A 20,501-nucleotide genomic window follows, 5' to 3' on the forward strand; every position below is an offset into this window, starting at 1 on the left:
CGCTGGGGGATGTCGGCACGATGTGGTCCGAACGACTTGAACTGCCCGGCTACGACATCCACGGCGTCCTGGGGCAGGGCGGTTTCGCCACGGTGTACCGGGCGTCCCAGCTCGCCGTGGGCCGCGAGGTGGCGCTCAAGGTGGACAGCAGGACCCTGGCCTCGCCCCGGGACCGGCAGCGTTTCCTGCGGGAGGTCACCGCGGCCGGGCAGCTGTCCGGGCACCCGCACGTGGTGTCCGTGTACGACGCGGGCGTGCTCGCCGACCACCGCCCTTACATGGTGCTGGAGTTGTGCCCCGGCGGCTCGCTCGGCGACCGCCTGCGGCACAGCGGGCCGCTGTCCGTGGAGGAGGCGTGTGACGTCGGCGTGGCCATGAGCGGCGCGGTGGCCGCGGCCCACACCGCCGGGGTGCTGCACCGCGACATCAAACCGGGCAACATCATGATCAACCGGTACGGTGCCGTGGCCCTCACCGACTTCGGACTCGCCGCGATGCCCCGGCCGGGCCAGGAACTCTCGGTCACCCGAGAGGCGTTGACCCCGGCGTACGCACCGCCTGAGGCGTTTCATCTGGCCGAGCCGACTCCGGCCGGCGACGTGTACTCACTCGCCGCGACGGTCTACGCCCTGTTGCATGGCCGCCCGCCCCACTTCCCCGAGGACGGCAGCCAGCTCAGCATCGCGGAGCTGATCGTGCGGCACGCGGGGCCCTACCCCGGACTGCCCGGGGTACCGGCGGACCTCAACGAGATCCTCGGGCACGCCCTGGCAGCGGACCCCGCACACCGTTTGTCCGACGCAGGTGTACTGCGCGAGGCCCTCGCCGCCGTCCGTACGGGCACCGTCCACCACGGTGGTTTCGCGCGGACACCGTCCGCTGCCCCCACGGTTCCCGCCCATCGGGACGCGGCGCCGCCGCACCACAGCTCTCCGCGCCACACCTCTCAGGCCCCTGTACCCACCACGGTGGCTCCGGGACCGCCCGTTAGGCCCGACGGAACGGATCCGGCGGGGGCCGTCACGCGGCCGGACGAGCGGAAGCCGAACCGGAAGCGCTACCGGCTGATCGCCGTGCTGGCGGCGGTGTCGGTGTCGGTGAGCGTGTCCTTCACCGTGATCACCTACCAGAACCGATCGTCGGGCTCGGACGACGGCGCGGGCACAGACACCCCCGCGGCCTCCTCGAGCCAGGGGACCGGCGTGAAAGCGGGCTTGGGAGGGGTGTCGACCAGCACGCGGGACTGTCCGGCCGCGGCGGTCGACGGCGTGGGCGGCAGATGTGTCACGACCCCGGAGTGCTGGAGCGGCATCACCGACATCTCGGGGAGCGTCACCGTCAGCCGCGCGGACTGCCAGGTCAAGCACGTCTGGGAGACCTTCGCCATCGCCCCGCTGCCCAAGGACGGCATGACGAACAACGCCCGGGACCTGATCAAGCACCCCGACGTCAGGTCGCTGTGCTCGCAGGACGTCCTGCTCGGGTCCAGGTCGGCCGAAGGCCGTGACGTCACCGTCCCGTGGAAGGCCGACATACTTCCGCCGTCCGCCCAGGAGTGGGCGGACGGCCTGCGCGTCTTCCGCTGTGTCGGCGCGGCGAGCACGGAGGACGGCTGGATCACCGGCAGCCGGTTCGGCGCGGCGGACTGACCGCCCCGGGACGCCGTCTCAGCCTGGCTGGGCGTCGTACCTTCTCGCGGTTGAGGGGCGGGAATGCTCCAGAGGGAACCGGTGTTCTCTCCCATGTGGCTGGCATGCACCGTTCAATGCCGGCGATGTGGTCGAAAGGAGCACCTCATGGCACGCACCACAGCGCGTCCCGTCGTGACGCTGAAGTCGACGGCCGGGACCGGCGTCACCTACGTGACGCGCAAGAACCGCAGCAACGACCCCGACCGGCTCGTCCTGCGCAAGTACGACCCGGTGGTCGGGGAGCACGTCCCCTTCCGCGAGGAACGCTGAAGCAGTCCTCCCCCCGCGGGTGGAGGACGATGAGGAAGGAAACACCATGAGGCCTGGCATTCATCCCGGTTCCCGGCCGGTCGTCTTCCGCGACCGCGCCGCGGACGCCACGTTCCTGACCCGCTCCACGGTGGAGTCGACCCGGTCGATCGAGTGGGAGGACGGCAAGACCTACCCCCTGGTCGACGTCGAGATCTCGTCGGCGAGTCATCCGTTCTACACCGGAAGGACGCGGGTCGTGGACACCGCGGGCCGGGTGGAGCGCTTCGAGCGCCGCTACGGCCGTCAGCCGGCGGCCCGGCGCTGACCGAGCCCCGAGGCCCGAAGGCCGTGGCCTGAGTGTCGAGGGCCGCTGTTCGAGGGCCGCTGTTCAAGGGTCGAGCAAGAGGAGGGCACAGCTGTGAAGGTGCGCAAGTCGCTGCGTGCGCTGAAGTCCAAACCAGGGGCCCAGGTGGTCCGTCGACGGGGAGTCGTCTTCGTCGTCAACAAGAAGAACCCGCGCTTCAAGGCCCGCCAGGGCTGACGGCGCCCCACTGAACCGGCCGGTCCGGTCCCGCGAGGCGGGACCGGGCCGGCCGTGCCGGTGACGGCTTCGGGTGCTTCCCGCGGCCCGATTGCGGCCAAGTACAGTGCCTGCATGGCGAAGCTACGTGAGCAGATTCTTGCCGAACTCGGCGTCAAGGCGACCATGGTGCCCAAGGTCGAGGTCCGGCAACGGATCGACTTCCTCAAGGACTACCTGCGGTCGACTCCGGCCAAGGGATTCGTCCTCGGCATCAGTGGCGGCCAGGACAGCACGCTGACCGGCAGGCTGTGCCAGCTCGCCGTTGAGGAGCTGCGTGCCGAGGGGCACGCGGCGACCTTCGTCGCGGTGCGACTGCCCTACGGTGTGCAGGCCGACGAGGAGGACGCGCAGATCGCGCTCCGGTTCATCCGGCCCGACCGTTCCGTCGCGGTGAACGTCAAGCCGAGCGCGGACGCCGTCGCCGACGAGGCGGCGCTCGGCCTGCGCGAGCTGCTGGGCGACGAGCCCAGGCTGCGGGACTTCGTGCGCGGCAACATCAAGGCCCGCGAACGCATGGTGATCCAGTATGCGATCGCCGGGCAGCTGAGCCTGCTCGTCGTGGGTACCGATCACGCGGCCGAGGCGGTGACCGGCTTCTTCACCAAGTATGGCGACGGCGGTGTCGACATCACCCCGCTGACCGGGCTGACCAAGCGCCAGGGCGCTGCCCTCCTCCAGGAGTTGGGCGCGCCGCCGAGCGTCTGGAAGAAGGTGCCGACCGCCGACCTCGAGGACGACCGGCCCGCGCTGCCCGACGAAGTGGCACTGGGGCTGACGTACTCCCAGATCGACGACTACCTCGAAGGCGCCGACGTCACGCCGGACCTGGCGGCGAAGGTGGAGTCGGTCTATCTCGCGACCCGGCACAAGCGGACCGTTCCGGTCACCCCGCTCGACGACTGGTGGCGGGGCTGAACCGACGGCAGTCGCCGCATGCCCCGCGGCCACTGCCTGTTCGCCGGCCCTGAGAGGTGCCCCGGGCGACCGCGATGACGTCAGGTTGCCCCTCTGGCGACGGTCACGGTGCCGTGAACAGGGTGGGGAACCGGGGCCCCAGCCACGGTTTGCGGCCCCAGGTGAAGACCTGGCCCTGGGCGATGGCCCGCCACGGGTTGCGACGGCCCAGCGCTATGAGGAGGAAGGCGACGGGGTCGATCAGGATCGTGCAGTCCGGGCGGTACGTCGGTTCCGGAGTCACGTCCACCACGCCGTCGGCCACGGTGACGCCGAACGCCGTACCGCCGCCGCCCCTGAGACGGATGGTGTAGCGGGCGGTCAGCTGGGCCGTGGCGGCCGCGTCGGCGACGTACGGCATGACCGACAGCATGAACGGCATGCACAGTCCGACCCGGTCCGGGTCGATCATGTGGGGGCGGTTCAGGGCGCGGGCGAGGTCGTAGCCATGGCCCAGCATGTGCGTCAGCAGGTAGGACGAGAGGACGGCCGTGTCCATGCTGCCCAGTGGGGTGACGAGCGCCCGGGAGGTGCTGGTCCCGTCGTTCGCCGCGTCGCCCACGGCGTTCAGGAACACATCGGCCTGCTCTTCGATCCTCGCCGCCAGCGGCTTCGCCCCGCGCTCACCGAACACGGCGAGGGACTGGGCGTTGGCCGCGGCCAGACTCTGTGGTGTGCCGTCCCCGTAGGGGCGTTCACGGCCCAGTGCGAGGTCGGCCATCAACTCGTTGGCGAGTGCCAGGTGAGCGGCGGCCTCACCGACCGTCCACTCCGACTCCGGCACGGGAACCGCGGTGTCGGACACGTCCCGCAACAACGCGGCGATGTCGCCGGCCGTCGCACGGATCGCTGTCTCGAGCCCGTCGGGCAAGGGCCCCCCGATGTCCTGCCGCACCGTAGATCGCACTCCGACCGTTCCCTCCCGCCTGCGCGCCCCTCGCGTCCGGCGCGCGTCACCCAACCAGACCGGACGGCCCGCGGCAAGCCTTCGCGCTCCTGTCCACCGCTGTGACATGCACTCTCGCGGTCGCCGTCCGACAATGGTGCGGAGGCAGGCATGACGCGAAGACGCCGGATCACCGTCGGTACCGACGCCGCGATACGGCAGTGACGCGGCCGGAGGCGTCGATGGTCCGCAAGGTGGCATGGACGACGCTGCTGCGTCCGGCGGTGCAGACCACGGTCGCCGCCGCCACGGGTTTCTACCTGTGTCTCTACGGATTCAAGGAGCCGGTGGCGGCGCTCTACGCGCTGTTCGCCCCCATCGCGCTGGGACCCCTGTCCTCCATCGCCGGATCCGGTCGGCAGCGGGCGCGGGTGATGCTGTGCGCGCTGCCGTTCGGCCTCGCGCTCGTCGCCCTCGGCACGGCTCTCGCGGCCGGCACCTGGACGGCGGTGGCGGGGATGGCGATCGTCGGCTTCGTGCTGGGGTTCGCCCCCGCCGGCGGCCCCCGCAGCGCGGGAGCGGCACCGGGCCTCCAGCTCTTCTACATCCTGGCGTGCTTCCCGCCCTACGCCCCGCAGACACTGCCGGCCCGGCTCGCCGGGGCCAGTGTGGGCGTCCTGGTGCTGGCCGCCGGCAGTTCCCTCCTGTTCCCCGGCGTGCCCGCGCGAAGCTACCGCGAACGGCTGGCCGACGCCCTCGAGACAGCGGCGGCGGCCGCGGGCGGCCGTGTTCCGGTCGGGGACCTCCGTGAGCGGGGTGAGCAGTTGAGGTTCTCGCACGTGCCGCCCGGGGACCGCCCCACCGGCCCGGGGCGCACCGACCGGGCGCTCACCCAGGCCGGGGCCGCGAGCCGCCGTCTCATGGAAGGCTTCGCCGAACTGTCGGCGCCGCACCGTGCCGTCCCGGGCACGGACCAGCCGTGCGACGTGCTGCTCGCCCGAGTCGCCGACGTGTGCGCGTCGGCCGGCTCGGCGCTGCGGGCCGGCGTGGGCACCCCGTCGGTCGCGTCCCTGGAAGCGTCGATCAAACACATCCAGACGGAGCGCGTGCGCGGGACCGCACCGCCGCTGCGGCCGGACATCGGCGTCCTGCGAAAGCAGACCATGGTGCTGGACATCGCGGCGGCCACCTGGGTCGCCGTCACGGCACTGGGCATCGCGGAACGCGGGCGGACGGCACCGCCGGCGGCGGGCGACGTCTTCTGGTACGCGGACCTCCCGACACCCCGGCTGTGGGCACGTCGTGCGGGTGCCAACCTCACCCGGCGTTCGGTGTGGTTCCAGAACGCGGTGCGGGTGGCCCTGGGACTGGCGGCGGCCCGGCTGGTGGCGGGCAGCCTCGACCTCGCCCACGGGTTCTGGGTACTCCTCGCGGTGCTCACGCTGGGGCGCACCACCGTGGGAGCGACGTGGAGCGCGGTCCGGCAGGCCGTCGCCGGCAATCTGATCGGGGCCGCTGCCGCCGGCGCCCTGCTGCTTGCCGTGGGCCGGCACACGGACGTCTACGCGGCCCTGCTCGTACCGGCGATGCTGGTGGCGTTCGTGCTGGGGCCACGCTGGGGCATCGCCTGCGCCCAGGCCCTGTTCACCTTCCTGGTGGCACTCGTCTTCGCCCAGGTCACTCCGGTGAACTGGCGCCTGTCCGAAGTGCGTCTGCTCGACGTCGTCACCGGCAGCGTCATCGGTCTGCTGTGCGGACTGCTGGCCTGGCCCGCCGGAGGCCGGCGGGAGGTCCGCCGTACGATGGCCGACCTGCTGCGGGCGTGCGGAGCCCTCATCCCGCCCACCACCAATCTGCTGACGAGTCCCTCGTCATCGCGCGCTTCGCTGCCCACCCTCCCGCTGCTGCACCGGCTGCGGCTGGCCGAGGCGGCGTATGCGCAGTACCGCAACGAACCGCCCGCGGACCAAAGGGGCGAGCCCGCCGACTGGCACGCGATCCTCATCGTCGCCCACCAGACCCTGCTGGGAACACACCGCCTGCTGCGCTTCGACCTCATCGCCCCCGGCCTTCCTCCACCTGTCCGGGGGAGTCCCACGGATGGTGCTGACGCGCATCCGCGACCACCGGCGTCGGACGGGAAACCGAGGGCGTCCACGGTGCCGGAGCCGGCTGCGGTGGAGCCCGTGCTCGTCGACCTGGACGCCTGGCTCACCGGCATCGGCCGCCGGCTCGATCGCATAGCCGCGTCGGTGCCGACGAATCCCGTCTGACGTGGGGCCGTGGACCGCGACCACACCGGCAGGCCACCGGCTTCGGGGAGGCATGGGGAGGCATCACCCGCCGGCTCCCGGGTACGCGGTCTGCTCGAATCCTGGTGAGGATGCCTGGAGGTGGAATGGTGCGCTACCGCCACTTCGCCGCAAGTGGCGGTCACCGGGAAGTGGCGGTCACAGGAAGTGGCGGCCCTCGCCACGGTAGGTGGGGACGGTCTCGACCACTTCGCCGCCGCTGACCAGGTGCAGTTCGCCGATGCGCTCGCACAGTTCACCGGCTTTCGCGTGCCGCAGCCACACCCGGTCGCCGAGGCGCAGGGCGTGCGCGGGCGTGCCCACCAGCGGTGTCTGTACCTCACCGAAGGCCTCGGTGGCGGTGACGCGCAGGCCTGGCGGCCAGGCCGGCGTGGGCAGCCGGTCCCTGCCGGGCGGGCCGGACGCCACCCAGCCACCGCCCAGCAGCGTCGCGATCCGCGCGGTGGGACGGCGTACGACGGGGAGCACGAAGAACGCGGCCGGTGCGGGCCGGAAGGTCCGGTAGAAGTCGAACAGGCCGGGACCGTACAGGCCGGAGCCCGCCGCGAGTTCGGTGACGGCGTCCTCCCGCGTGGTGGTCTCCAGGCTGCCGGTGCCGCCGCCGTTGACGAACCGCAGGGGCGTCACGGCCCGGACGGCGGCGACCGCGGCCGCCCGCCGGCTGCTCAGTTCCTCCACGGAGGAGCGCTGCATCGCCCGGACGGCGGCCCGCCTGAGCCGGGAACCCGCCTGGTTGTCGCCGAGGCCGGCGATCTGGCCCTCGTAGCCCATGATTCCGGCGAGTTCGAATCCGGGGCGGGCCGCGACCGCGCGGGCGAAGGCAGCTGCCTCCTGCGGTGTGTGCACCGGGGACCTGCGCGGGCCGAGGTGGACGCGGCCGCCCGCCAGGCGCAGGGCGGCGTCCAGTTCGAGGCAGACCCGGACGCGGGTGGGGCGCGGGCCGGTCGCGGCGTCGATGAGGTCGAGGTGCTCGACGGAGTCCACCATCAACGTGACACGGGAGGCGAGGCGTTCGTCACCGGCCAGGGTGCGCAGTGCCGTGCGGTCGGCGGTGGGGTAGCCGACGACGATGTCGTCGAACTCCTCGGCCAGCCACAGGGCTTCGGGGAGGGTGAAGCCGAGGACGCCCTGGAATCCCGGGCGGTCGAGGGCGCGCCGGATGAGGGCCCGGGAGCGCAGCGACTTGCTGGCCAGCCGGATCGGCTTGCCGGCCGCCCGGCGTTCCAGGTCTGAGGCGTTGGCGTCGAAGGCGTCCAGGTCGATGACGCCGAAGGGGGGTTCGAGCCCGGCGGTCGCGGCTTGAAGGCGGTCGAAGCGGCCCTGGGCCGCACGCGCGGAGGCGGTCTGGACGGTCATCGCCCGCCTCCTTGCAGGGAAGCACGCGGTGCGTCCGGCCTCCGTGTCCGTGCACGCCGGCGTGACGACTCCACAGCGCCGGATCCGTCGGGAACAACACTGGCCTTCGGTCGCACGCGTGCCTCCTGCGGGTGTTCTTGCCAGGCGTTGGCTTCCGCTACGGTCGCCCACCTTCCAGAAGTAAGTCAAGCGTCCAGGACGCATGACTTACTTCTGGGAACGCCCGCCCCGAGGTGTGTCGGCCACCGCCGTACTTCCCGCCGCGGGATCGCCACGCGTGGTTGGTTATCCTTGCGGGCGCCGACGAACCCGCAGGTGAAGCGAGAGGAGTGCGCGTGCCCCGCATGGCGGCGAGCGACCGGAGGGCCGAGCTCCTCGAAGCGGCGATCCGGGTCATGGCGCGCGACGGCGTGGCCAAGGCCACCACCCGCGCGATCGTCAGCGAGGCGGGTATGACGCTGGGTGCCTTCCACTACTGCTTCGCATCCCGTGCGCAGATGCTCGAACTCGTCACCGAGACCCTCACCGAGCGGTACGTCGCCGAGGTTCGCGGCCTGTTCGCGCCGCACAAGGACATCCGCGACAGCGTCCTCGACAGCCTGCACGCCTTCTGGAAGGGCTTCGAGGCCAATCCCGGCGAGCATCAGATGAGTTACGAGCTCACCCAGTACGCGCTGCGCACCCCGGGCCTCGAGAACGTCGCGAAACGGCAGTACGAGATCTTCCTCGCCGCCTTCGCCTCACTGCTCGAACTGGCCGCCGAGAACGCCGGGATCCGATGGACCCAGCCCGTGCCGGTGCTCGCGCGGTACGTGCAGTCGCTCATCGACGGCCTCAACATGACCTGGCTCGTCGACCGCAACAGCGAGCACAGCAAGGCCGTTCTGGAGATGCTCGCCGACCATCTCCTGCAACACGCCCGGCCGGCAGCAGGCTGACCTGCCCGGCCCGCGCCACTCACGCGCGTGCTCTCCCGCGGGTGCATGTCGTGAAGAACGTCGTCCAGACAGACCGCTGCCCGAATAGCCGCAGTCCCGTTCCCCAGCCGAATGGACCGTGATCGTTCTCATCGGCATCCGCTGTACCAGCGCTCCCCGACGCCGACCCCAGCGCTCGCCACTCGCTTGACCGTCGGCATGGGGAAGTTGCCTGTCGGGCGACGGTCGGCAAACCGATGCGGCGGGAGCGCCATGCCAGGATCCGGCAACAACCGGCCCGCCGAATCGCGCGCAGGGCACCTGCCGATGCCGCGAGGCGCGCAGGTAGGCTCGGCGTCCTTCCCGCACCCAGGACCCCACCGGTCACGGTCGTCGAACAGGCCCCTGACCGGACCGGCCCGCGGGCTCGCGGTCGCCCGCCTCGTGGAAGATTCGTTGGAGGAACGTGAACGGCTGGCAGAGCTGGGCGGCGATCGCCGTCTTCGTCGCGACGTACGCCCTGATCATCAGTGAGAAGATCCACCGCGTGGGCGCGGCCCTGGGCGGCGCCGCCCTGATGCTGGCCATCGGCGCCACCGACGACGAGTCGGCCTTCTTCTCCGAGCGCAGCGGCGTCGACTGGAACGTCATCTTCCTGCTGATGGGCATGATGATGATCGTCGGAGTGCTCAGGAAGACCGGTATGTTCGAGTACCTGGCCATCTGGGCGGTGAAGCGGGCGCGGGCCCGGCCCTTCCGGGTGATGGTGATGCTCGTGGTCATCACTGCGGTGGCCTCGGCTCTGCTCGACAACGTCACCACGGTCCTGCTCGTCGCCCCGGTCACGCTGCTGGTCTGCGAGCGCCTCGCGCTGTCCGCCGCTCCCTTCCTGATCGCCGAGGTGTTCGCCGCCAACATCGGCGGCCTCGCGACCCTCGTCGGCGACCCGCCCAACATCATCATCGCCAGCCGGGCGGGCCTGACCTTCAACGACTTCCTGGTCCACCTCGCCCCGCTGTCGGCCCTCCTGGTCGTGGTGCTCGTCGTCCTGTGCCGCTTCCTGTTCCGCAAGTCGTTCGTCTACGACGAGGCGCGCGCGGAGGAGGTCATGGCGCTGGAGGAGAAGGAGGCCATCAAGGACCCCGTCCTGCTCGTACAGGGCTTGGCGGTGCTGGCGCTGGTCGTGGCCGGTTTCGTCCTCCATCCGGTACTGCACTACGCGCCCAGCGTCGTCGCCCTGCTCGGAGCCGGTCTGCTCATCGCCGTCTCCTCCGCGGAGACCGGCGAGGTACTGGGCGAGGTCGAGTGGCCCACCCTCGCCTTCTTCGCCGGACTGTTCATCATGATCGGCGGTCTGATCGAGACCGGCGTCATCAGCGAGATCTCCAGGTCCCTCGCCGACGCCATCGGTGACGACGAACTCGGCGGCTCCATGCTCCTGTTGGGCGCTTCGGCCGTGCTGTCAGGCGTCGTGGACAACATCCCCTACGTCGCCACCATGGCTCCGATCACCGCCGATCTGGTCCGGAACATGGGAACCTCCGGCGACCATGTCATGTGGTGGGCCCTGGCCGTCGGCGCGGACCTCGGCGGCAACGCCACCGCGATCGGCGCCAGCGCCAACGTCGTCGTACTCGGCATCGCCGAACGCAACCGGCAGCCCATCTCCTTCTGGCAGTTCACCAAGTACGGCCTCGTCGTCACCGCCGTCACCGTGGCACTGTCGGCCGGATACGTGTGGCTGCGCTACTTCGCCGTCGCCTGACCGCGACACCCGGCGTGGTGGCCGGCAGCCCTGCGATCCCGGGACCGCTGAGCTCGCCGCGTAAGTTTCGGGTCAAGGTCCTGGCTTCGGCTCCACCGCTGTACCACTCTGAGCACAGGTACGTGTCCCGCAGACGAGGAGCCCGCCATGCGCGCCCGTGACCTGGCGGTCGGATACCGGACGGTGAGCGTCGACAGTGACGCCCTGGAGGCGGCCCGCCTGATGGCCGAGCACGGGTTGCCCGGTCTGCTGGTGCTGGACGAGCGGGGGGAGCCGAAGGCGATCCTGCCCGCCTCGCAGATGGTCAAGCTGCTGGTGCCCTCCTACGTGGTGGACGACCCGACCCTGGCCGCGGTCGTCGACGAGAAACACGCCGACCGGCTCTGTCAGGCGCTGGCGGGCCGACGTGTCGGTGACTGCCTTTCCGGCGGGGCGGAGCCGCCGCCGATCGCCGACCCCGACGACACCGCGCTGGAGGTGGCCGCGTTGATGGCGCGGGTGCGCAGCCCGCTGGTGGCCGTGGCGGAACGGGTGCGGGTCGGACGCGAGCGGAGGACGACACGCCTGCTGGGCGTCATCACCGCCTCGCACCTCCTGCACGAACTGCTCGGTGTCACGGGCCCCTCGACAACCGGGTGAGCACACGGGAGCGGCGGCGAACGGGATCGCCGCCGCCCCGGTGGCGACCGTCGCACGAACCCCCGTGGCCCGCCCCCGTCCCCTCGTGCCGCGCATCGACGGAACACCGCTCCCCTCCGGGTTCCGGTGCCGGGCACCTGCCGGTGTCCGGCACCGGAACCATCCGCAGTGCTCCCCGCGAGCCATGGTGCACGGCTGAATCCCTTCCCCGCATTGCCGGTTCCCGGCAATGTTCCTTAGGGTCTGCATGCCGAGGGCCGCTGAGAAACCGTCATCGGCGTGGCACGAAGACGGGGGAGAGCATGACGGACCGGCAGGATTCCGAGCACTATCTCGACGGCTACGCGCACATCCTGGCGGACGTCGCGGCCACTGGACGACGACTCACCCGCGACGAGCTCGAATCCCGGCGCGCGCTGGGAGAACAGGCCGCGGAGGCGGGCCGTGGCCTGCGTGAACTGGTCAGCGCCCACCTGACCGCCGCCCGCACGGCCTGGCCGGGCTCAGCCGGCCCGGCCGACCGCGCGCTCGCCGCCGTACAGCAGGCCGTGGACGCTTTCGCGGAAGGCTACGAACGGGCCCAGCGGCTGGCCGTGCGCCAGGAGGAGGCCGCGCGCCGCGAGTTCATCGACGACCTGCTCTACGGCCGCAGCGACCTGGGACGGCTCGCCGAACGCGCCGAACGCTTCGGTCTGCGTCTGTCCCACGCCCACGCGGTCGCCGTCGCCCAGGGAGCTGCCGCCTACGGCGAGGGCGACCCCGTGGCCCGGCAGGTGGAGCGCGCGTTGATAGCCCGTTTCGGCGACCGCAGCATCCTGCTCACCACCAAGGACGGTCGCCTGTTGTGCATCGCCCCCGGCCACCAGGACGACGTTCTCGCCCACTTCGCCAAACAGGCACACGCGGCCACCGACGGCGGCCGGGTCGCGATCGGACGCCCCCAGGCCGGGGCCGGTGGCGTCGTCCAGTCCTACGAAGAAGCGCTCAACACCCTTGAACTCGCCGAGCGCCTCGACCTCGAGGACCCCGTCCTGCGCGCGGCCGACCTGCTCGTCTACCCCGTTCTCACCCGCGACCGCCAGGCCATGGCCGACCTCGTCCTCGACACCCTCGGCCCGCTCACCACGGCCCGCGGCGCGCCGAGCCCCTCCTCGACACGCTCACCGCCTACTTCGACTGCGGCTGCGTCGCCGCCGAGGCCGCCCGACGGCTCACGCTCAGCGTGCGCGCGCTGACCTACCGCCTGGAGCGCATCCACAAACTCACCGGCGCCAACCCCGCCGACCCCGCCCACCGCTACATGCTCCAGACGGCGGTCATCGGCGCCCGGCTGCTGGACTGGCCCGCCCGGGAACTGTGAACGCCGTGGCCACGAGGCCTTCGGAGGGTCGCCGACAAAACCCGTGGAGGCGCGAGGTCGGCTCCGCGTACGTTCGACGGCATGGCTGACGAGGGCTTCACGCATCCACGGCTCGCCGCGATCTACGACCCGCTCGACCCCGATCGCGGTGACCTCGACGCGTACGTCCGCATCGCGGAGGAGCTTCCGGCGCGTCAGGCCCTGGACATCGGCTGTGGGACCGGAGTGTTCGCCCTGCTCCTGGCCGATCGCGGCATCGAGGTCGTCGGGGTCGACCCCGCGAGGGCCTCCCTCGAAGTGGCGCGAGGCAAGCCGGGCAGCGAACGGGTGCGCTGGATCCACGGTGACGCGACCGGACTTCCGCCGCTGCGCGTCGACCTGGCCACCATGACGGCGAACGTCGCCCAGGCCATCGTCGATCCACAGGTGTGGCGGGCGACCCTCCGGGGCGCTTGTCGAGCACTGCGGCCGGGAGGGCTCCTGGTGTTCGAGACCCGGGATCCCGCCCGGAGAGCCTGGGAGGAGTGGGACCGGGAGCGGTCGTACCGCGTGAGCGAGATCCGGGGCGTCGGCGCGGTGGAGAGCTGGGTCGAGGTGATCGAGGCGAGTGGACCCCTGGTGACGTTTCGGTGGACCTACGTCTTCGCGGCGGACGGGCAGGTGCTGACGTCGGACTCGACGTTGCGTTTCCGCGAACGGCACGAGATCGAGGCGGACCTGACCGCCCACGGGTTCGCGGTGGACGACGTGCGTGACGCCCCTGACCGCCCCGGCCGGGAGTTCGTCTTCCTCGCACGGCGGCCGGCGTCCGGGCGGGTGTGAGACCGGGCGCGGGACGGGAGGGCGACGACCCACCGCGGTCCCGACTCGGGTCCCCCAACTCACCGACGCCCGGCCCACTCGTCCGGCCCGGCGTCTCCCGAACGAACTGAGGAGCTTCGATGAACGCAGGTTCTGTGCGCGGTGCGGAGAAGACGGCGGCGGCCACCGGTCCCGGACGGGCGGACGCCGTCGACTTGCTCCCGTTCCCTGTGCCGGACCGCATCCCCACGGCATTCAAGGCGCGCGGCTGACGCGACACCGAGGCGCCCCGGCAGCGGACCCGGCGGGCGGGTGTCTCGTCGGACGACCGGCGTACGTCCGTCATGGGCTCCCCGGCCCCGGCGGCCCGCCGCCGAGTTCCGACCAGGGGTGTCCTGCCCACCGCGGCCGGAAGCGACCCGCTGATACGTGTCCCGAGCTGTGGGTACCCATGGCTCGCCGCGGGCGCTCCCACGCGTCCGCACCGAGCACCAGGGGAGCCTGCCATGGCACGCAAGCAGCCGCGGACCGAGCCGGAACGGGCCACGCGTCTCCAGCAGATCGCCGCCGACGTGTTCGGCTGGGACTCCCTGCTGCCGGAACAGCTCACCGCCATGCAGTGGGTGCTGGAGGGCGAGGACACCCTCGTGGTGATGCCGACCGGGTCCGGAAAGTCCGCCGTCTACCAGGTTCCCGCGCTGATGCTGCCCGGGCCGGTCGTGGTCGTGTCGCCGCTGCTGGCCCTCCAGCGGGACCAGATCGCCGGCCTGCCGGACGGTGACCACGCTCCCCGTGCCGTCGCGGTCAACTCCGACCTCGGTGCGACGGCGACGGAGGAGGCCTGGGACGCGGTGCGCCGGGGTGCGGCCCGGTTCCTGTACCTGTCGCCGGAGCAGCTGGCCAAGGACGAGGTGGTGGAGCGGCTGGCCGGGTTGCGCCCCGCTCTGTTCGTGGTGGACGAGGCACAGTGCGTGTCCTCGTGGGGCCACGACTTCCGCCCCGACTACCTGCGCCTGGAGCAGGCGGTACGCCGAGTGGGCGGGCCACCGGTGCTGGCGCTGACCGCGACCGCCGCCGCACCGGTCCGCAAGGAGATCACCGAGCGGCTCGGCATGCGCCGGCCCCGGCAGATGGTCACCGGCTTCGACCGGCCCAACATCAGGCTGGACGTGCGCCGCTTCCTGGACGACGACGACCGGCGCCGGGCCGTGGTCGAGCGGGCCGCGGGCGAGCCCAAGCCGGGCATCGTCTACGCCGCGACCCGCAAGGACAGCGAGTTCTACGCGGGCGAACTGGCCGCCCTGGGACTGACCGCCGAGGCCTACCACGCGGGACTGCGCGCCTCCGAACGGACGCGGATCCACGACGCCTTCCTGTCCGGCGAGGCCGACGTCGTGGTGGCCACCTCGGCGTTCGGCATGGGCATCGACAAGGAGGACGTACGGTTCGTCCTGCACGCGTCGCTGCCCGGTTCCCTGGACGCCTACTACCAGGAGATCGGCCGCTGCGGCAGGGACGGGAGCCCGGCCCTGGCCGCCCTGCACCACCGGTCCGAGGACACGGGGATGCAGACCTTCTTCGCTGCCCGCGCGCCGGGCCACGACGCCCTGTCGAACGTGGCCGACGCCGTCCACGACCACCGCGGGGACCCCGCCGACCTGGACCGGCTGCGCCAGGACACGGGACTGTCCAGGAACCGGGTGACCGCGGCGGTGAACCTGTTGGAGGAGGCCGGCGCCGTCGCCACCGGAGAGGACGGAGAGGTGCGTCCGGCCCCGGGAGTGTCTCCCGGCCAGGCGGCCGAGCAGGCCGCGGAAGCCGCGCTGGCGCATCGCCGTACCGACCGCACGCGGGTCGAGATGGCCCGGGCGTACGCCGAGACGACCGGCTGCAGACGGCGTTTCCTGCTCGGCTACTTCGGCGAGGACTACGAAGCGCCGTGCGGGAACTGCGACACCTGCGAGGAGGAGCACGCCGGGAGCGAGGACGGCGAGCGGCCCGACCATCCGGCGGCGCACTCCTACCCCGTCGGGACCGAGGTGCGGCACGACCAGTGGGGCGACGGCACGGTCCTGAGCGAGGACAGGGACCGGATCACCGTCCTGTTCGAACAGGCCGGCTACCGGACGCTCGCCCTGGAGGCGGTGTCCGGGCGCGACGACCTGCTCGCGGTGCTGCGCAGACCTGGCGAGAACGGTCGGCCGGCTGACCCGGCGCCGTTTTCGGCGTCCGCCCCAGGGCACCCGGCGCTCAGCGCGACGCTGAGGGGAGCGGACCGACGGGCGTGCCCGGCAGGAGCCGGACAGCGAGGCGGAAACACCACCTCGCACCCGGCGGTGTGCCGGCCACCGGAGGCGCCGCGACCGTGAACCGACGGGACCGAGACAGGTTGATGGCGTCCGAGGTGAGCCGGGCCGGGGCAGCCGTGGCACCGGGCTCCCTCCGGCTGCCGGGCATCGTGCTGGAGGCGGTGACATCGCCGAACTCCTGCTCGCCGCGGCCCTCGTGGCCACCTGGCGTCCCGGACACAGCCGCCTCGGCACCGGCGTCGCGGTGGCCGCGACCGACCGGTGGCAGCGCGGCGACGGCGCCGTGAGGGCGACACCGCCGCCCGGTTCCGCGCGGGTGTGAGGGCGTCGTAAGCGCACCGCTGTCTGGCGTTTTCGCGGGGAAAAGGCGCTTTTCGGCCGACTCGATCCGGGAACCCGGGGCCTGTCCGACCGTACGAGAGACAGGAGCCCGTCGTGGCGGATGAGAGCAACTCCGCGCAGAACCCGGCCACCCAGCAGCCGCGCCCGGACTTCGCTTCGCAGGACCAGCCCCACCCCGGCTGGACCGGACCGATGGACCCGCCGCCCGACCACGGCGAGGAGTCGTACCGCGGCTCCGGCCGGCTGGAGGGCCGTAAGACGGTCATCACCGGCGGGGACTCCGGCATCGGCCGGGCGGTGGCCCTCGCGTACGCCCGTGAAGGTGCGGACGTGCTGTTCACCCACCTCGACGAGGAGCAGGACGAGGCTCGCGAGACGTGCCGTCTGGTGGAGGACGCGGGCCGTAAGGCGGTCGCCGTCTCCTGCGACATCCGCGAGGAGGACAACTGCCGGAACCTGGTCGAACGGGCGGTCGCGGAGTTCGGGCGCATCGACGTCCTGGTCAACAACGCGGCGTACCAGATGTCGCAGCCGGAGGGCATCGAGGCGATCTCGACCGAGCAGTTCGACCGGGTCATGCACACGAACCTGTACGGCATGTTCTGGCTCACGAAGTTCGCCCTGCCGCACATACCGGAGGGCGGCAGCGTCATCAACTCCACGTCGGTGCAGGCGTACAAGCCGAGCCCGCACCTGCTGGACTACGCGATGACGAAGGGCGCGATCGTCACCTTCACCCAAGGGCTGGCGCAGATGGTCGCGGAGCGCGGCATCCGCGTGAACGCGGTCGCGCCGGGCCCGGTGTGGACTCCTCTGATCCCCGCGACGATGCCCGACACGGCGGAGTTCGGCAAGCAGACCCCCTGGGGTCGGCCGGCGCAGCCCGCCGAGCTGGCCCCGGCGTACGTGTTCCTCGCCTCCGCGGACGCGAGCTACGTCACCGCCGAGATCTTCAACGCGACGGGCGGCACCCCGCTGCCCTGACGTCCGCCCCCATGCCCTCGGACGCCCGGCCGGTCGACCCGTGCGCCCGACGGGCCGGTCCCCAGCGTGCTGTGTCGCGTCCACGGCCGGCAGCCGTCCGCCGCGTCCGGCCCCCGCACCTACCGGCCCTCAGTAGCGCGTCGGCGGGGTGTGGGGGCCGCATCGGGTCGCCGCCCGTACCCCGCACGCCTGCGGGCCCACCGGCCGACTGATCGGTGGTGCCGGCCTCGGGTGCCTCGTCGTCCGGCACGTCGAACCGCCCACCGGTTCCTCGGCGTGACGACCTCCCGTGCCTAGCGGCGCCGGCGACAGCGCTCCAGGCGCCGCTTGCCCGACTGCCGGACCGGGGTGGACCGCCGTGTGTCCTCCGCAGTCCTTCGGGCACTCGGCCCGAGAACTGGGACGAAGAAGGAGGAAGCGTGCATCTTTCATTCCTGCAACCGCTCTTCGACCGCGCGGGCCCGTGGGCCACCGTGTACTTCGGCCCCGACCACAGCGACGAGTCGGGTGCCAAGCGCCATGAGCTGTCCGTCCGCGAAGCGTGCCGGACGCTGGAGGAGTCGGGGGCGGACGCCGCGACCACGGAAGCGGTGCGCGACGCCCTCACTCGGATCGTGCCCGCGGAGGACCCGGCGGGCCGCGTGGTCTTCGCCACCGGAGGCGAAGTGGTGCTCAGCCACCGGCTCTCCCGGCGGCCGCGGCGAGAGATCGCCTACTGGGCCCCGCTTCCCCGGCTGACGCCGCTGCTGGAGCTGTCGGATCGGGATCCGGCCTGCCTCGTCGCGTTCGTCGACCGGACCGGCGCCGACTTCCAGCTCCGGACGGCGGCCGGCCCGCAGGACGCGGGGCACGTGGAGGGGCGGCAGTACCCCATTCACCGGACGGCTTCCGCCGACTGGTCCGAGCGGCACTTCCAGGCCAAGGTCGAGAACACCTGGGAGCACAACGCCGGCGAGATCGCGGAGGCGCTGAGCACGGCGTACGAGGAATCCGGAGCCGACCTGGTCGTGCTGGTCGGAGACCCGCGCGAGCGGCCGTCCGTACACGAGAAGCTTCCCGAGGCGGTCCGCGACGTCACGGTGGAGACCGAACACGGAGGCCGCGCCGCCGGGTCGTCCTCCGCCGCCCTGGAAGAGGACATCGAGCGCGCCCGGCAGCAGTACGCACGCCGGCGCCTCGACGAGGCCCTCGACCGCTTCCGCGCGGGGCGTGGAGGCACGGGCACCGACCGGCCCACCGACGCCGTGGAGGGCGTCCCGGCGCTGGTGGAGGCGGCCCGCGAACACCGCATCGACACCCTGCTCGTACGTCCTGACGGACCGGACCTGGGACGGGAGACCTGGGTGGGTGAACGACCCGAGCGGGTGGCCGTGCGCCGCACCGAAGCCGAGACCCTGGGCGAGGGTGATCCGACACCGGTACGTGCGGACGACGCGCTGCTGCGAGCGGCCGCGGCCACGGCCGCCGACGTACTGGTCGTCCCTCCGCCGGATGAGGACGGTCCGGACATCGACATCCCGACGGGCGGCCTCGGAGCGCTGCTGCGCTGGACGTACGAGCCGGCCCCTGCGTAAGGCGGCACGCCGGTAGGCGGCGGGCCGCTCCGGGCCGGGACGCGAAGTCCCCTGGTCGGGAGCGAGCGGGCAGCCGCCGATGTCGTTGATCAACTCCGCGCATGGGTCACGCGGTGTGACGTTGCGAGGCACCCCGCCCACGGGTGCCCTCCGCGGCCTGACCGACAGCGGGAGCACCACACCGACGCCACCGCAAAAGATCGTGGGAGACAGGTTTGGACGGTCCCGGGTGCGGGACTTGCCCATCACCCGGAGGCGCGGTTTCCGAGGAGGTCTGCCGTTCGCGGCGTTCGGAATCGACCCGTCCGCCCGAGATCCCAGGCCGGTCCGCCGCGTGTCCCCCAGGGCCCGGAAGTGACCCGCCCGTGGTCCGCGAGGAAGCCGGCACAGAGAGGACATCGTCATGTCCGAGAAGGAATCCGAAACGTACGTAGCCCAGCACGACGCCCTGCCGTTGCCGGACTACGACCACCTTCCGCTGGGCAGCCTTCAGCACCGCATCCGCACGCTCGACGAGCCGGGGCTGCGCACGCTGATCGCCTACGAGGAGGCACACGGCAACCGGCTCCCCGTCCTGCAGGTGCTCCGGACCAGGCTTCGGGAACTGAGCGAGGGGGCGGAGCCGTCAGGTGGTTCGCCGCTCGCGTCCGCTCCCGAGCACGCGCCGCCGGCCGACACCGGTTCCCCGGTCTCGCCCGCCACGTCGGGCCCGCCCATGAACCCGCCTTCCCACGGCACACCCGAGAACCCGGCCCAGCCACGCTCCGCCGGCTGACCCCCACGGCCCGGTTGTAAGGAACGGGTTCGCGCGCCCGGCGCTCGTGGCGCCGGCGCGGGAGGGCGTCACTTCTCCGCGGGAGCGGTGCCACCGCCCAGCCGGTCGGCCAGACACGCGTGCGCTGCATCGGTGGCCGGAAAACCGGGAGCGACTGTGGGCCGACGACGCCGCGTTCGCCGCGGCCTTCGCGCACGAGGTCCGCCGCTCCTACCCGTTCGCGCCGTTCCTGGGCGGCCGGGCCGTCACGGACCTGTCCTGGCACGGCGAGCGCGTGCCCACCGGCGGCATGGTGCTCCTGGACATCCACGGCCAGAACCACGACGAGAAACTCTGGGGCGATCCGTACGCCTTCCGCCCGCAGCGGTTCCTGGAGTCTCCGGTCGAGCGCGACGAACTGATCCCGCAGGGCGGCGGCGATCCATGAACCGGGCACCGCTGCCCGGGCGAGGGCATCACCATCGGGCTCCTGGAGGCGCTGGCCGTGCGGGTGGCGCGGCTGGAGTACACGGTCCCGGAGCAGGACCTGCGCATCTCGCTGCGGCGCGTCCCGGCGCGGCCGCAGAGCGGCTTCGTCGTCACCGACCTGCGGATTCCGGAGGCCTGAAGGCAGCTCTCGCGGCGTTCCCGCGGCCGAGGTCGCCGCGGGACGCGGCCCCGGCACGGCGCCCGGCATGACAAGCTGTGGTTCCCACTGCCCGATCTCAGGAGGTCACCATGGCTGCCGAGTCTGCCCCGCAGGACAGTCCCGAACCGGCTGACGCCCCAAGCCCTGCCCTGGCACCCGACGAGGACGGCCAGTACGACCTGAAGCGCAAGTTCCGCGAGAGCCTGGCGCGCAAGCGTGGTCAGCAGGCGGACGCCGCCGCCCAAGCCGCGAGCACCGACGCGTCGAAGATCCGCGGCGCGCACGGCCCGGCGTCCAGCCAGCGGTCGTTCCGTCGCAAGAGCGGCGGCTGACACTCACCCCGTCCGCCTGTGCTCGGAACGCGGCAGCAGCC

At 72.1% G+C, this 20,501-nt stretch carries 18 protein-coding genes and 2 pseudogenes; 18 read left to right on the plus strand and 2 right to left on the minus strand.

What is annotated here, in order from left to right; translation table 11 throughout:
- The first annotated feature begins 20 nt into the window (after positions 1 to 20).
- The 5 genes from OG985_RS41830 to nadE all read left to right on the plus strand — a co-directional run bounded on the left by OG985_RS41830 (position 21) and on the right by nadE (position 3,441).
- The gene (locus OG985_RS41830) at positions 21 to 1,649 is read left to right on the plus strand and encodes a serine/threonine-protein kinase (RefSeq protein ID WP_371673629.1); all 1,629 of its coding nucleotides are present in this window, start codon (positions 21 to 23) and stop codon (positions 1,647 to 1,649) included.
- A 147-nt stretch (positions 1,650 to 1,796) separates the two neighbouring features.
- Positions 1,797 to 1,961, plus strand: a complete 165-nt coding sequence (gene rpmG, locus OG985_RS41835; RefSeq protein WP_371673630.1) for a 50S ribosomal protein L33 — start codon at positions 1,797 to 1,799, stop codon at positions 1,959 to 1,961.
- A gap of 46 nt (positions 1,962 to 2,007) precedes the next feature.
- Positions 2,008 to 2,268, plus strand: coding sequence for a type B 50S ribosomal protein L31 (locus tag OG985_RS41840; RefSeq protein WP_371673632.1), 261 nt, complete (start codon positions 2,008 to 2,010; stop codon positions 2,266 to 2,268).
- Between the two features lie 93 nt (positions 2,269 to 2,361).
- On the plus strand, positions 2,362 to 2,484 hold the full coding sequence (ykgO, locus tag OG985_RS41845; protein WP_189927182.1) for a type B 50S ribosomal protein L36: 123 nt from the start codon (positions 2,362 to 2,364) through the stop codon (positions 2,482 to 2,484).
- 114 nt (positions 2,485 to 2,598) lie between these two features.
- Positions 2,599 to 3,441 (plus strand): ammonia-dependent NAD(+) synthetase, encoded by an 843-nt coding sequence (nadE, locus tag OG985_RS41850; protein ID WP_371673634.1) that lies wholly within the window; start codon positions 2,599 to 2,601, stop codon positions 3,439 to 3,441.
- A 103-nt stretch (positions 3,442 to 3,544) separates the two neighbouring features.
- On the opposite strand, the gene OG985_RS41855 is transcribed toward nadE, so the two are convergent.
- A complete protein-coding gene (locus OG985_RS41855) occupies positions 3,545 to 4,351 on the minus strand; it encodes a maleylpyruvate isomerase family mycothiol-dependent enzyme (protein WP_371673635.1) in 807 nt (268 codons plus the stop codon).
- A gap of 257 nt (positions 4,352 to 4,608) precedes the next feature.
- On the opposite strand from OG985_RS41855, the gene OG985_RS41860 reads away from it, so the two are divergent.
- On the plus strand, positions 4,609 to 6,639 hold the full coding sequence (locus OG985_RS41860) for an FUSC family protein (protein ID WP_371673636.1): 2,031 nt from the start codon (positions 4,609 to 4,611) through the stop codon (positions 6,637 to 6,639).
- A gap of 177 nt (positions 6,640 to 6,816) precedes the next feature.
- Here the strand turns inward: OG985_RS41860 and OG985_RS41865 are convergent, their stop codons facing one another.
- Positions 6,817 to 8,034 carry an amino acid deaminase/aldolase gene (locus OG985_RS41865; protein WP_371673637.1) on the minus strand — a complete coding sequence of 406 codons (1,218 nt, stop codon included), beginning with the start codon at positions 8,032 to 8,034 and terminating at the stop codon, positions 6,817 to 6,819.
- Between the two features lie 344 nt (positions 8,035 to 8,378).
- Here OG985_RS41865 and OG985_RS41870 point away from each other — a divergent pair, with 344 nt between their 5' ends.
- The 12 genes and pseudogenes from OG985_RS41870 to OG985_RS41925 all read left to right on the plus strand — a co-directional run bounded on the left by OG985_RS41870 (position 8,379) and on the right by OG985_RS41925 (position 20,460).
- A complete protein-coding gene (locus OG985_RS41870) occupies positions 8,379 to 8,972 on the plus strand; it encodes a TetR/AcrR family transcriptional regulator (protein WP_371674646.1) in 594 nt (197 codons plus the stop codon).
- Between the two features lie 445 nt (positions 8,973 to 9,417).
- Positions 9,418 to 10,716, plus strand: coding sequence for an SLC13 family permease (locus OG985_RS41875; RefSeq protein ID WP_371673638.1), 1,299 nt, complete (start codon positions 9,418 to 9,420; stop codon positions 10,714 to 10,716).
- A 147-nt stretch (positions 10,717 to 10,863) separates the two neighbouring features.
- The gene (locus tag OG985_RS41880) at positions 10,864 to 11,355 is read left to right on the plus strand and encodes a CBS domain-containing protein (RefSeq protein WP_371673639.1); all 492 of its coding nucleotides are present in this window, start codon (positions 10,864 to 10,866) and stop codon (positions 11,353 to 11,355) included.
- 302 nt (positions 11,356 to 11,657) lie between these two features.
- Positions 11,658 to 12,715: pseudogene (locus tag OG985_RS41885) on the plus strand (PucR family transcriptional regulator).
- An 81-nt stretch (positions 12,716 to 12,796) separates the two neighbouring features.
- Positions 12,797 to 13,537, plus strand: coding sequence for a class I SAM-dependent methyltransferase (locus OG985_RS41890; protein ID WP_371673640.1), 741 nt, complete (start codon positions 12,797 to 12,799; stop codon positions 13,535 to 13,537).
- Positions 13,538 to 13,656: 119 nt separating this feature from the next.
- Complete coding sequence (locus tag OG985_RS41895) at positions 13,657 to 13,788, plus strand: hypothetical protein (protein WP_371673641.1); 132 nt, start codon at positions 13,657 to 13,659, stop codon at positions 13,786 to 13,788.
- 234 nt (positions 13,789 to 14,022) lie between these two features.
- Positions 14,023 to 15,885, plus strand: a complete 1,863-nt coding sequence (locus tag OG985_RS41900) for an ATP-dependent DNA helicase RecQ (protein WP_371673642.1) — start codon at positions 14,023 to 14,025, stop codon at positions 15,883 to 15,885.
- Positions 15,886 to 16,260: 375 nt separating this feature from the next.
- On the plus strand, positions 16,261 to 17,151 hold the full coding sequence (locus OG985_RS41905) for an SDR family oxidoreductase (RefSeq protein WP_371673643.1): 891 nt from the start codon (positions 16,261 to 16,263) through the stop codon (positions 17,149 to 17,151).
- Between the two features lie 419 nt (positions 17,152 to 17,570).
- Positions 17,571 to 18,725: a Vms1/Ankzf1 family peptidyl-tRNA hydrolase gene (locus OG985_RS41910; protein ID WP_371673644.1), complete on the plus strand. Its 1,155-nt coding sequence runs from the start codon at positions 17,571 to 17,573 to the stop codon at positions 18,723 to 18,725.
- A gap of 403 nt (positions 18,726 to 19,128) precedes the next feature.
- On the plus strand, positions 19,129 to 19,500 hold the full coding sequence (locus tag OG985_RS41915) for a hypothetical protein (protein ID WP_371673645.1): 372 nt from the start codon (positions 19,129 to 19,131) through the stop codon (positions 19,498 to 19,500).
- 121 nt (positions 19,501 to 19,621) lie between these two features.
- Positions 19,622 to 20,107 (plus strand): annotated as a pseudogene (locus tag OG985_RS41920) (cytochrome P450); the annotation flags it as partial.
- 110 nt (positions 20,108 to 20,217) lie between these two features.
- The gene (locus OG985_RS41925) at positions 20,218 to 20,460 is read left to right on the plus strand and encodes a DUF5302 domain-containing protein (RefSeq protein ID WP_371673646.1); all 243 of its coding nucleotides are present in this window, start codon (positions 20,218 to 20,220) and stop codon (positions 20,458 to 20,460) included.
- Positions 20,461 to 20,501: the final 41 nt, after the last annotated feature.

The organism is Streptomyces sp. NBC_00289 (assembly GCF_041435115.1).
Taxonomy (GTDB): Bacteria; Actinomycetota; Actinomycetes; order Streptomycetales; family Streptomycetaceae; genus Streptomyces.